10 protein-coding genes are annotated in these 13,357 nt (G+C 43.9%); all 10 read left to right on the top strand.

Annotated features, from left to right (window positions below; all coding sequences use genetic code 11):
- Window positions 1-251 precede the first annotated feature (251 nt).
- The 10 genes from ACFPIK_RS10995 to ACFPIK_RS10950 all read left to right on the top strand — a co-directional run bounded on the left by ACFPIK_RS10995 (window position 252) and on the right by ACFPIK_RS10950 (window position 13,314).
- Window positions 252-485, top strand: a complete 234-nt coding sequence (locus tag ACFPIK_RS10995) for a hypothetical protein (protein ID WP_377915169.1) — start codon at window positions 252-254, stop codon at window positions 483-485.
- A gap of 12 nt (window positions 486-497) precedes the next feature.
- Complete coding sequence (locus ACFPIK_RS10990; RefSeq protein ID WP_377915167.1) at window positions 498-650, top strand: hypothetical protein; 153 nt, start codon at window positions 498-500, stop codon at window positions 648-650.
- A gap of 481 nt (window positions 651-1,131) precedes the next feature.
- The gene (locus ACFPIK_RS10985) at window positions 1,132-2,109 is read left to right on the top strand and encodes a hypothetical protein (RefSeq protein WP_377915165.1); all 978 of its coding nucleotides are present in this window, start codon (window positions 1,132-1,134) and stop codon (window positions 2,107-2,109) included.
- Window positions 2,110-2,198: 89 nt separating this feature from the next.
- Entirely contained in the window at window positions 2,199-2,642 is a 444-nt protein-coding gene (locus ACFPIK_RS10980) for an efflux RND transporter periplasmic adaptor subunit (protein ID WP_377915163.1), read from the top strand.
- 226 nt (window positions 2,643-2,868) lie between these two features.
- On the top strand, window positions 2,869-3,102 hold the full coding sequence (locus ACFPIK_RS10975) for a hypothetical protein (RefSeq protein WP_377915162.1): 234 nt from the start codon (window positions 2,869-2,871) through the stop codon (window positions 3,100-3,102).
- A gap of 95 nt (window positions 3,103-3,197) precedes the next feature.
- Complete coding sequence (locus ACFPIK_RS10970) at window positions 3,198-4,325, top strand: hypothetical protein (RefSeq protein WP_377915160.1); 1,128 nt, start codon at window positions 3,198-3,200, stop codon at window positions 4,323-4,325.
- A 210-nt stretch (window positions 4,326-4,535) separates the two neighbouring features.
- Complete coding sequence (locus ACFPIK_RS10965; RefSeq protein WP_377915158.1) at window positions 4,536-5,606, top strand: efflux RND transporter periplasmic adaptor subunit; 1,071 nt, start codon at window positions 4,536-4,538, stop codon at window positions 5,604-5,606.
- Between the two features lie 3 nt (window positions 5,607-5,609).
- Window positions 5,610-8,654 (top strand): efflux RND transporter permease subunit, encoded by a 3,045-nt coding sequence (locus ACFPIK_RS10960; RefSeq protein ID WP_377915156.1) that lies wholly within the window; start codon window positions 5,610-5,612, stop codon window positions 8,652-8,654.
- The gene (locus ACFPIK_RS10955; RefSeq protein WP_377915154.1) at window positions 8,651-11,749 is read left to right on the top strand and encodes an efflux RND transporter permease subunit; all 3,099 of its coding nucleotides are present in this window, start codon (window positions 8,651-8,653) and stop codon (window positions 11,747-11,749) included. The genes ACFPIK_RS10960 and ACFPIK_RS10955 overlap by 4 nt, the downstream gene beginning before the upstream one ends.
- Window positions 11,750-12,165: 416 nt before the next feature.
- Window positions 12,166-13,314: a glycoside hydrolase family 5 protein gene (locus tag ACFPIK_RS10950; protein WP_377915152.1), complete on the top strand. Its 1,149-nt coding sequence runs from the start codon at window positions 12,166-12,168 to the stop codon at window positions 13,312-13,314.
- The last annotated feature ends 43 nt before the right edge of the window (window positions 13,315-13,357 follow it).

Here is a 13,357-nt window from a genome sequence, read left to right as displayed (position 1 = left end):
AGCAACCATGAACGCTCAGACAAAATGGAACGGAACCATCTTCGCATGGCCATCAATTAGAAAAGACCTAATCGCTTACTTTGAAGATCGATTTAACCAAACTGACACAGTTTAGTGAACACTCCCATTGGAATCAATACATGTTATTATTTTTCTCTTATATATCTTAATCCTTCTATTTTGGAAGTCTAAGACTAGGTCTATTTTTTTTTTTTTTAACTGGTTGATTAGATGTTCTAACCCTTTTTATCATGTCCTTTTCCGAAGCCAAACAAGATTCCCAAGAAATCCCTTCCGAGTCCTGCCGTAACGAAGTGGCTGCCACGGAAGTCCGAACAGCTACTGCAGAGCGGAAGAGTTTCGACTACCTGATCAATGCCACCAGTAAGCTGGTGGCACTTTCTGAAGTCAGGGCACTCATAGAACGGGAAGGCTACCTCGAGAAAGTTCAGATTCTGGAGGGGCAGTTTGTCCCAAAAGGGTAAGTCATCGCCACCTTGGATCGTCGGGAGGCGGAGTTTGCCTTGGAAAAAGGAAAGTACGATCCCACCCATGCCTTTGTCTTTTCACAAGGTCTATGGATACCGTATGCTCTCGAACTGATGAAGAAGGAAGCGGTCTCTGGCGATGTGATTTCTTTGAAGAAATAGGCTAGTAGCCTGATTTATTGGTTGTTAGGATTAATAACTAAAATTTTATCCTTGAAAGTCAAACAGTTAACTAAAAATGAAGAAATATTTTCAAACTAGACTTGTATTTTTAGGAGCGGGGGGATAGATTAGTCAACGAAAGATCAAGGTCGGCGCACAGGTCTGTATTTTTTGCAGAACCAAGGGTTGGTTCTGGTGATATTTAAATTCATTAATATTTATGAAAAAAGTAATTTCTTTAATTATGCTGATCGGTCTCACTTTAGGCTTCACTACTTATTCTGTAGCCGAATGCACGAGAGAGACTACTTGTGGTTCACAAGGATCAACTTTATCATGCACTGGAACAAGTTGTACAGGTTCAAGGCCATTAACACAAAATCCATGGGTGGAATGTGATGGGGTTAGAAACTACTGTTATCCTCAAATTCCTTAGTTTAATTAGGCTAGCCCATTAGGGCTAGCTTTAAAATTCATAGTTATGAAAACGTACATTATTTTAGTTTCTTTAATTTTATTTGCTTGCTCAAAGAATAAGGTTCAGGAAATTGATCTGTATTCAACCTTGTCTTCTTATGAAATAAACAAGGAAATAATTTTGGCTGGTGTTAGTTATATTGATTGGCAGAATAACAATTTTATTATTACAGAGTATGATTACAATCGATTATATTCTCTATCTAAAGATTTTCAGTTGCATAATAGTTTCGATAATCTTGGATTACTTTATCCAAGCTATCCAAATTTTGCCAAATTTAATAATAATTCAGTTTGGGTCTACAGTGCTGAGAAAAGAAAGATTTTCCAATATTCCGCTAATGAGGTAATCAGTGAACATGAAATAGTATCAGATACTGATTTAATTAATTTTGATACCAATGGGGATGAATTGATATATTCTCGAGTCGATTTTGAAGAAGAACCATTTGTGCTTATAGATCTTAAAACTGGTAATATGAAGCGTTTTGGGGAGTATTTGGAAGATATGCCAAATACTTTTTTAAATCATTATATGTTAAATTCATTTTCATTTATTAGAGAAGATTCATATTTTTTTGTACAACCTTATAACGGAATGATTTCGGAGTATGATAAAAATTTTCAGTTAAAAAATAGAATCAATATTTTGGATTTTCCCCAATTTTCAATTGTTAAAGAATATTTTTCAACATTTTACAAATCCAAAAATAATAGTCTTGTAAGTTTAATATCGGATGCTAAATTGATTGATGATAAATTGTATTTATTGATTTATGAGAGGAATCCAGAACTTCCTCCTAATCCTAGGACTTTACTTCGTTTAGATTTAGAAAATGGAATTGTTTTGGAAACAATTATTAAGTTAGGAGGAGAGGATGATTATTTTACCAAATTTTGTAATGTGGAAGGAAATAAATTTGCTTTTTATGAATATCAGACTAGCTCAATCCAATTCTTTGAAATTCCATTAGATAAATAGGTCTACCTAAGATTTAATAAATGAAGTTTTTGATTTTTTGTAAAAAAATTATTTTATATCTTAGTTTGTTTACTCTTAACTCGTACTCCATGCGCATTTTTAATCCAATTGTTTTGCTGATTTCAGGAGCGATGTTCGCCTGTTCTGAAGCCAAAGAAGATTCTCAAGAAATCCCCTCTGAGTCTTTCCGAAACGAAGTGGCTGCCACCGAAGTCAGGACAGCCACTGCCGAGCGAAAAAGCTTTGATTACCTGATCAATGCCACCGGCAAGCTGGAGGCACTCTCTGAAGTCAAGGCCCTCGTGGAGCGGGAAGGCTACCTCGAGAAGGTTCAGATTCTGGAAGGTCAGTTTGTCCAGAAAGGGCAAGTCATCGCTACGCTCGACCATCGGGAGGCGGAATTTGCTCGTGGAAATTTGAAGTACGATCCTTCCCATGCCTTTGTCTTTTCACAAGGACTTTGGATTCCGTATGCGGCAGAACTGATGGAAAAGGAAGTGGTCATAGGCGATGTGATTTCTGTGGAGCAGTAAGCTATTTAGCTGATCTATTGATAATTAGCATTACTAACTAAAAAACATATCCCTGAAAATCAATCAGTTAACTAAAAATGAAAAAATACTTTCAAACTAGACTTGCATTTTTAGGAGGGGGGGGTAGATTGGCCAACGAAAGATCAAGGTCGGCGCCGGAGTCTGGATTTTTTAGGGTATTTTTCTCCGCCCTGCATGGTGTGAAAGGGGATAAATCAATATTTTAATGGTAAAAATGAAAAAATTATTGGCTGTTTTAGTTTTTAGTTTGGTAAGTTTTGTTGCCAAACCCTGTTCAGGTACCTGGAATGCCTGTGGTCCTCAAAGTATTTCTGATATGGTTCAAGATGCGATTACTAATTGCAGCCCTGGGTCTCAATTTGTAATTGTTGATTTGTGTGATGGAAATCCTGAAGGTCAAAATCATACCATCTATGTTCTTGTTGATTATATCGATTAATAACTCATCTTCTTAACATCAATCAAAATTGTAAAAAGTGGATCATTATTATCTAAATGTATCTACTTTTTGTTTGTTATTAGAGCGATAATTGTATGCGAATAAAATTTATTTGTCTAATTTTTATTACGCTTTTCAGTTGCTCTGAGGATTTTTCCTCAGAGCAACTTGTTAAGTTTGAGGTCAGTCAAAAATATTCTGTCGATTTGTCAAAAGTTGGCTTGTCTTCCCAATTGGAATTTCCTGTTGCTATATCGGAATCCGACCCAAATAGATTTTTTATTTTTAATTCATTTACTCGTACTATTGATACTGTATCAATAAATGAAGAGATATTATCTGTTTCAAAGGGAGTGGAGATTCCGTTTGAAGGGCCTAATGGAGTAGAATCATTTAATTACTTTATTGAATATGAAAACAACTTTATTTTTCTGGATCACAATTCTGTTTATATACCGAATTCATTTCAAATCAAAAGAATTCAATTTTCAAAGTTACCATTTGCCGTCGATGAAAAGTTAGAATACGTGACAAGAGGAAATTCTATTTCGGATGGGTTTAATTTTTTAAACTATAAAAATTCAAAAATTTACTTGTTTTTTGAGACATTTGATGGTTTTAATAAAAAGCTGGTTTCATTTGATTTTATAAATAGTGATATGAAACTTATAGAATTCAAATTGATAGAAGAATTCGAAGATCATATAATTTCTTTTAAAGAAGGTTCTTTTTTAGCTCAAAACCCTTATTTGCCGATGATAAAGGTAGAACAAGATTTTTTGATAATCTCCTATCCGTTTTCAAGTAAGTTTCATAAATATCAATTGATTAATGGTTCTATTCAGGACTTCAGTCCTACTTCAAAATTATTTAATTCTGAAAAAACAAAGCCAAATAAAAATTTCGATACATCATCATTTAATGATTTCAAGTTAGAATCTGATAAATGGCAAGATGATGTAAGATTTGGTTCATTTTTTAAGCTCCAGGGTGAACTATTTTACAGGTTAGTGAAAGGCAGGAAAGATGGGGATAAATCAAGTAAGTTTATTGAAGTTTTTGATATTAATTTAAACAAAATTGGAGAAGCTGATCTTTCAAGTATCCAACCCGATCTTGGTGCTATGAGTATCCCAATTGGTGGAAAAATTTTTATTAAATCAAAAGTTCAAAAAAGTGAAGATATAATGGATTATTATTTAATAACAATAAGTAAATATTGATATATACAATGTTTTTATATTTGCTTAATGCTCATTTAATTATATTGTATTAAATATGTTTGTTTTTCACCTTTATTGATTGGTTTATGTTTTTATTTTTTTATGAAATTGATTTTTAAATAGGAAAATTTCTTAAAGTATTTTCCCAATAGCAGTAATATTAGCTTAATTTGTTTATATCTTAGTTCTAAAACTTCCAACTCGTACCACATGCGCGTTTTTAATTCGATTGTTTTGCTGATTTCGGGGGCGATGTTCGCCTGTTCCGAAGCCAAAGAGGGTTCTCAAGAAATCCCCTCTGAGTCTTTCCGAAACGAAGTGGCTGCCACCGAAGTCCGGACAGCCACTGCCGAGCGGAAAAGCTTTGACTACCTGATCAATGCCACCGGCAAGCTGGAAGCACTTTCTGAAGTCAAGGCACTCGTGGAGCGGGAAGGCTACCTCGAGAAGGTTCAGATTCTGGAGGGGCAATTTGTCCAGAAAGGGCAAGTCATCGCCACCTTGGATCGTCGGGAGGCAGAATTCGCCTTGGAGAAAGCCCGCATCAATCTAAGCAAAGCCCAATCGGAGCTAGAAGTGCTCAAGGCTCAATTTCAGCTCGCCTTGGAGTCCAAAGATCCTAAAGTGTCCCAAACCGTTCAAGATCGTATTCGCGTGAACTCGGGTCTTTCCCTTGCCGAAGTCGAGCTCAAGGAAGCCGAACTTAACCTTGCCCGCTGCGAGGTGCGCGCCCCGGTATCCGGCCGCATCGCCAATATCAAATTCAAAGAAGGCAGCTTGGTGACCAAAAATGCAGAGTTTGCCGAGATCCTTTCCACCGATCAGCTGCTCCTTCGGGTCAAAGTGCTCGAGTCGGATATTCCGCTGATTTCATCCAGTCAAAAAGCCGAAGTCTATCCCATCTCTGATCCCCAAAATGCCTTGGAAGGCCGGGTCACCGCGATCAATCCCAAGGTGGATGAAAACGGCCTCGTGCAAGTATCCCTCACACTCACTACTTCCAAAAATCTCCTTCCCGGCATGAATGCCCGTGCGATCATCCGTGCCCCCCAGAGCAACAGTCTCGTGGTACCCAAGGATGCGGTTGTTTTCCGCTCAGGTAGGGCGGTGGTCTTTACCATCGAAAATGGAAAGGAATCCAAATGGAACTATGTGGAAGTAGGTAAGGACAACGGCCGGGAGATCGAAGTGCTCGACGGTATCCCGGAAAACAGCACCGTCATCACCAGCAACAACCTCCAGCTCGCCCATCAAGCTCCCGTCAAAATCGTAAATCCATAAGCCATGGTGAGATTTTTGCTGAATCGGCCCATTGCCGTCACCATGTCTTTTTTGGCTTTGATGGTCTTTGCGGGGATTGCGTTTCGTTTGTTGCCGATTTCGCTCCTGCCTCCCACCGATGTGCCTCAGATCGTGGTCAAAGTCACCTACCCCAATGCCTCACCCGAATCCATCGAGCAAAATGTCCTACGTCAAATCCGTGAAGGCCTCATCACGCTCAATGGACTCGAAGAAATGGAAAGCAAGGCGGGTTCGGAGATCGGCACGGTGCGGCTGACCTTTGACTATGGGGTCAAGATGGAGCTGGCCTACATCGATGTCAATGAAAAAATCGACCGACTGACCAATGCTCTGCCCAAGGACCTTCCCCGCCCTGAAGTGATCCGGATCAACACTTCTGATATTCCTGTGGCCAGGGTTCAGGTGGTACCCAAAGCGGGCACGGACCCTGTGGAGGTGAGCTTGCTGGCAGAAAATGTCCTGAAAAAGCGTATCGAGCAGCTGCCGGGTGTCTCGCTTGTGGATATCAATGGTAAGCGGGAGCGAATTATTTCCGTACAGCCCGATGAGGATGCCTTGGCTGCCTTGGGCATGACGCAGCAGGAGTTGATCGACGCCGTCAAGGCGGGCAATGCCGAGCTCCCCGGCATCAGTGTCAAGGATGGACAGTTTCGCTATTTTCTCCGACTGGCTACCCGTGTGGATACGCCCAAAGACATCGAATCCCTGCCTGTTCGCTCCAAGAAAGGTGTGATTGTTCCTTTGGGTCGAGTCGCCAAAGCCCAATACGAAACCCAGGAAATGCTGGGTTACCACTTGTTTGGAATGAATGAAGGCTTGGTCATCACGGTGCACAAGCAGGCTGCCGCCAAGATGAACGAGCTGATTCCGGAGTTGCGAAAATCCTTGGATCTCTTCCGCACCGACTATCCTCAGGTGGACTTCGAACTCACCCAAGACCAAAGCAATCTGCTCAATGCAGCGATTTCCAACCTCCAAACCAGCTTGCTTTTCGGTGGACTGTTTGCCTTTGGGGTTTTGTTTCTCTTTATCAAAGACTTTCGCATTCCGCTGATTATGGGGATCAGTTTGCCGACTTCCCTGCTGATCAGTTTTCTGGTTTTCTACTTTTTCAACATTTCGATCAATATCATTTCCCTCTCCGGCCTTGCCTTGGGGATTGGGATGCTGATTGACAATGCGATCATCGTGCTGGACAATATCACTCGCAAGCGAGAATCCGGTTTGCCCCTATTAGAGGCCTGTGTGCAAGGGGCCAACGAAGTGATGGGCGCTTTGATCAGCTCGGTGCTGACGACGTTGGCGGTATTTGTACCGCTGGTTTTTCTGAGTGGAATAGCCGGTGCTTTATTTTATGATCAAGCGGTGGCGGTGGCAGCGATTCTGTCTGTGTCGCTGATGGTGGCATTTATTCTTTTGCCACTGTTGTATTGGATGATCTATCGGATTGGAAAAAGACAAGAGCTCAAGGGGGAGCCAAAAGCTTTTCTCTGGGTTTTGGGTAGGTATGAGAAGGGTTTTGAATGGATTTTTGCACGAAAAAAAATCGCCCTCGCTTTCTTTTTGATGCTGATTCCTTTGGGTTTGGGTTTGAGTTTGCTGCTGAAAAATGAAGGTCTTCCGCCCATCGAGAAGCCGGATGCGACCTTGGAGATCGACTGGAATGAGCCCATTTCCGCAGGCCAAAACCGAGACCGATTGCTCACGCTGATCCGGGATATCGAAGGCTACACCCAAGCGGAGGCCGAGATCGGAGTCCGACAGTTTTTGCTGTTTGACGGGGATAATTCGATTCAGAAATCCTTGTTGTACTTGCTTTTCCCCTCCCAAACCAAAAAAGAAGAGCAAATCGCCCGACTCCGGGAGCGATTGGAAAAGGACTATCCGATGGCAAGCTACGTGCTCGGTGACGCCCCCAATGCCTTTGATCAGCTCTTCAGCTCCAATCAAGCCTACTACGAGGTGCGATGGAAAGACCTGAATGCCAAAAAACCGATTGCCGCCGACAAGATGAAACCTTGGCTGGAGACCTTTCCTACTGATCAGTGGACTCCCGGTCCGGGATTGCAGGAGGAGAGTTCTATGGTATTTTCGCTTTTAGCGGAAAAGCTAGCACTGTACCAAATCCCGGTGGAAGGAGTGCAGGAGCAGCTTTCACGGTTGTTTGGTGTGTTTACCATCACGGATATTCGCAGATTTGGGGAGGTCACCCCAATCCGTTTGCAAGAAAGTCAGGATCGCTTTGAGGACCTGCTTCGTACTACCCGAATCTATGCTTCAGACAGTACTTCCTATTTGTTGAGTGAATTTGTGGATTACCGCTATGCCGATCAGTACAAATACGTGACGGCTGACCGTGGAGGAATCTATCAAAGTGTGCAGGTGGCAGCAGAGAACCCTGATGCCAAATCGAAGGAATACATTTCTTGGGGAGTCGCCAAAAACCTCGCTGTGGAGCTGAAAGGGCAGTTTTTCCGGGATCAGGAGACCCTTCGCCAGTTGATCGGGATTCTGATCATTTCCGTGTTGCTGTTGTATTTTATTCTTGCCGCCCAGTTTGAGAGTTTCATTCAGCCAATGATTGTGGTGCTGACCTTGCCCTTGGGGATCGCCGGTGCGTTTTTGGTTTTGCTTTTAACTGGCTCATCCCTGAATGTCATGTCAGCAATTGGTTTGGTCGTCATGCTGGGAATTATGGTCAATGATGCCATTTTGAAGATCGACACGATCAACCGTCTGAAACAGGAGATGGGAGAAAATTCAACTTTAACCAGTTCCGAAATTCTGCACATCGCGTTGCATCAGGCAGGGAAAATCAGATTAAAGCCGATCCTGATGACCTCGATTACCACGATCCTAGCCTTGATTCCGATTATTTTCAGTGCAGGTTTGGGTGCAGATTTGCAGCGGCCTTTGGTCTATGCGGTGATCGGCGGACTGACGGTCGGCACTGGCACAGCCTTGTACTTTGTACCCTTGATGTATTGGTTTTTTGATTCGTTGTCCCATAAAACCGGTGTGCGATGACGAATTTTCGGGTACTGATCGCCTTTGTCGTGCTGGGGATTTTGGGCTTTGCCACGGTCCCTTTGCTGTCGGTGGATCTCAATCCCCGGGAGCGCGAACCTGTACTCACAGTCAGCTATGGGATTCCCCGCTCTTCGCCCGAATTGATCGAGAAATTGGCTACTTCGCCTCTGGAAGGTGCTTTTTCCCAACTCACCGAACTCAAGCAGATCACCTCAGTCTCCAACTACGATCGGGGCAATATCATACTTCGCTTTGACAAAAAGGCGGATATGGAACTCAAAAAGTTTGAGGTTTTAGCCCTGATTCGGCAGGTCTACCCCAAGCTGGACGAGCGGCTTTCCTATCCCAATGTGACCCAAAGCGCGGAGTATCGGAGTGATTTCAAGACGCCGATTTTGACCTACAGCGTGAATGGGCCTTTTGCCTCCTTTGAAATCCGGAAAATCACCGAGGATGTGATCAAGCCTGCCCTCACCCGATTTGCGGAAGTGGAGGAAGTGCAGATCCGTGGAGCCAATGAACTTCAGCTTTTTGTGACCTTCGATGTGCAGAAAATGCAGTCGTTTGGTATCAGCAGATCCTTTCTCAATCAGCAGATTAATCAGGCCTTTGGGCAGCTGTATCCCGGTACTGTCTACAATTCTAAAGGCGAGACGCTTTTTGTAACCGTGGACCGCAAGCTCAATCAGATCGATCAACTCGGGAATCTGATCATTCAGACGGATAAAAGGATGGAGGTAAGGCTGAAAGATATCGCCTCGGTCACCTTGGAGGAGGCCGAGCCGATGAGCTTTTACCGCATCAATGGCAACAATTCCGTGACCCTCTCGGTCTACAATCGCGACGGGGTGAATAAGGTGCTTTTGGCCAAAAACCTCAAAAACTCCATCGAATCAGCCAAAATCAACCTGCCTCCGGGTTTTGAAATCCGGCTGGAAAACGATGACACGGAGTTTCTCGAGAAAGAACTCAACAAAATCTACAAGCGATCTGGTTTGTCGATTTTGATCTTGATTGCTTTCATTTTCCTCATCAACCGCAACTGGAAATACCTGAGTATCCTCTTTTTGGGCATCGTGATCAATGTGAGCTTGACTGCGATGATCCTGTATTTTCTTCAGGTGGACATTCATTTGTACACCATAGCGGGATTGACGATCAGTTTTGGACTCGTGGTGGACAATGCCATCGTGATGGTGGATCACTTGCACAAGTACCGCAACCGTCATGTGTTTATGGCTTTGCTTGCGGCATCCCTGACTACTGTTGCGGCACTGCTGTTGGTGCTGCTTTTGCCGGAGGAGGATCGGAAGAATCTTACCGAGTTTTCCATTGTGGTATCGGTGATGCTTGGGGTGAGTTTGCTGGTTGCCTTGGTTTTTACTCCGGCTTTTTATGGCTTGCTTTTCAAAGAATCCGTGCAGCAGGGCCGAAAGCTTAAGCTTCCACAGCTGAAAAAGCGGGTTGGCTGGCTACAGCGCTACGAAACAGGCATTGCTTGGACGGCCCGTTACCGCAAGACATTTTTGTTATTGATTTTGTTACTTTTTGGAACGCCGATTTTCTTTTTGCCTGCCAAGTGGGAAGAAAAAGAATGGTACAACAAGACCATCGGCAATACCTTTTATCAGGAAGAAATCCGTTCTTGGGTGGATAAGGCCTTGGGTGGGACCCTGCGGATGTTTGTGCGTGGAGTCTATGAGAAAAGTGTGTATCGGGAACCTGAGAAAACCCGACTGTATGTCTCAGCCAGACTTCCTTTTGGGAATACTCTGGAGCAGATGGATTTTATCATGCGGGAATTTGAGGAGTATCTCAAAGGCGTGGAGGGTATCGATCAGTTTGTGACTTTCGTTCGCTCGGGGCAAAGTGCACAGATCATCATCACCTTCAAGGAAGCCTACGAAAAAGGGGCTTTGCCTTACCAACTCAAAGGAAAACTGTCCGTCAAATCCACCGACTGGAGCGGGGCACAATGGAATATCTATGGAGTCGGGCAGGGCTTTTACACCGGAGGTGGAGGAGAGGGGATCCCATCGTTTCGGGTGCAGATGAAAGGGTACAACTTCGATGAGTTGGAGCGTCAATCAGATATTTTGGCCGAAAAACTCCTGCAGCACAAGCGGATTCAGACGGTCAATACCAATGAGCGACTGAGCTACGATGAGCAGAAAACCCAGGAATATGTCCTGCGCCTGGATCAAAATCAAATCGCGTTGGGAGGATCGAGCCAATATGAAATCTTGAATACCCTGCAGGACCTCTCCAAGCCACAAGGACCGAGCGGCTATCTGACCATGGCGGATAAAAACTATGGATTGATTCTGAGAGAACGGACTTCTGCTGAGTTTAGCAAGTTTGATCTGGAGAAAAAAGGACTGATCAGCGGAGAGGATAAAATCCTGAAAGTGGCAGATTTTGGCACGCTCAATCTGGAAAATACCACCAACGCTCTGCACAAAGAAGACCGGCAATACATTCGAGTGGTGTCCTTTGAATACATGGGTTCGGCCAAGTTTGGCAATGAGTACCTGGACGAAGTGCTGAAAGAAATGAAAGCCCAAATGCCCATCGGTTACGAAGCCAAAAAGCAAGAATGGGGCTGGAATACGGAGCAAGCCAAGCGGCAGTATGGATTGTTGGGGCTGTTGATCGTAGCGATTTTCTTTATCTGCACCATTCTGTTTGAGAATTTCCGACAGCCGTTTTTTATTATGTTTTTGATTCCGATCAGTTTCATCGGGCTGTTTTTGATCTTTTCCGTAGGAGGGTTCAATTTTGATCGGGGAGGGTTTGCGGCATTTGTGATGCTCGGAGGCTTGGCGGTGAATGCAGGGATATTTATCCTGAATGATTTCAACAATCGCCCAAAGGGTAGGTTCAACCGGAACATTCTCAAATCTGTGGCAGGGAAAGCGATTCCGATTTGGCTGACCGTACTGTCCACCTGCTTTGGCTTGGTTCCATTTATCATGGACGGGCAGACAGAGGTTTTTTGGTTTTCCCTAGCCGTGGGGACGATTGGGGGCTTGGTGTTTAGTATGGTGGGGGTGTTTTGGATTTTACCGTTGATGATGTGGAGGAAGGTTTGAATTTTTTGACCCTAAATAATCAGGGTTGTTGATCAAAAATTGGCAATCCTTTAAAATGATGTGCTTGGTAACAGATCGCCCTTTCAGGGCTCTAATTACTTTATGCAATTCATGCCCCAAATTCAATTTGGGGCTGTTATAATTTGCGCCTTCAGCGCAACGATCAAGCTAAGTCAATTACCAATGTTGTTTTGCCCTCAAATCAGTTGATACTTACGGAGAAACTTTGATGCACATCCTTGTGCCGGCGGCACAACCTGTAAAAGCCCAGAATTCAATTCTGGGCTGAAATGTGATTTTTATTTTCCAGAGTGCTGAAAGCACGATCTGTAGAATAAAGAATTTCAGATTAAGACAGGATCGGTTTTTCCCCATAAAAAGGTATTTTCCTTTTTCAAACTCAACCTATTTTGTCTATGAACCTTTCTGATTCTCGTCGGGATTTTATGAAAAAAGCGGCTTTGGCTACCGCAGGAGCAAGTTTGTTGCCGTATTCTTCTTTTTCGGAAGTCAAAAGGAAAAACAAACTTCCCGCGTGGAAAGGCTTCAATTTGCTGGATTTTTTCTCCCATAACCCAGATCAGGGAAGGCCAACAAAACCTGCCTACATCCAGTGGATCGCCGATTGGGGCTTTGATTTTGTCCGGGTTCCGATTTCATATCCCTCCTATTTGAACATCGATCGCAGCAGACCGATTCGACCGGATGAGGTCCTGAATTTTGATGAAAGCCGATTGGAAAAAGTAGATGCACTGGTGGAGCGGGCCATCCAGCATGGTCTGCATGTGAGTTTAAACCTACATCGCGCTCCTGGATTCTGCATCAATGCGGGATTTGAGGAGCCGTATAACCTCTGGAAAGATCAGGAGGCTTTGGAAGCCTTTTGTGCGCATTGGGAAATGTGGGCCAAGCGCTATCGGGGAATTTCCTCCAAAAGACTCAGCTTTGATCTGGTGAATGAACCGTTTCAGCGGGAAAATCCCAACGATCAGCACAGCCCCGGTGGCCCGGTAGATGTGGTGGACTATCATCGGGTGGCCAAAGCGGCTTTGGAAACCATTAAATCAGTCAAAAAATCCCGGTTGGTCATTGCCGATGGCAATGGGGGCGGGGGAATTGCCGTGCCGGAATTGGCCGATTTGGACTTGTCGCAGAGCTGCCGGGGGTATCATCCTTTTCCGATTTCCCACTACAAAGCCAGCTGGGTCTATAAAGATCCGGAATCTGTGCCACCGGTGGATTGGCCTTTGCAGCAAGGGGAGAATTCGCTTGATATTGATAACATCCGAAACTACTATGCCCCGTGGAAAGCCTTGATTGACCAGGGAGTTGGAGTCCACTGTGGGGAATGCGGCTGCTACAATCAGACGCCCCACGAGGTGTTTTTGGGGTGGTTTGGAGATGTCCTGCAGGTGTTGAAAGAAATGGAAGTAGGCTTTGGAATCTGGGAGTTTTCCGGGGCTTTTGGGGTGCTCAATTCCGGCCGAAAGGACGTGGTTTATGAGGATTGGTATGGAGAAAAGCTCGATCGGAAGTTTTTGGAGTTGTTGAAGGCGCAGATTTGATATTTATGCACCTTATGAAAGACAATCATCCCTGCAATTCTAA

Origin of the sequence: Algoriphagus aquatilis, from assembly GCF_042657405.1 — a bacterium.
Taxonomy (GTDB): domain Bacteria; phylum Bacteroidota; class Bacteroidia; order Cytophagales; family Cyclobacteriaceae; genus Algoriphagus; species Algoriphagus aquatilis.
The sequence above is the reverse complement of the archived record's forward strand: the minus strand, read 5'-3'. Positions and strand labels throughout refer to the sequence as shown.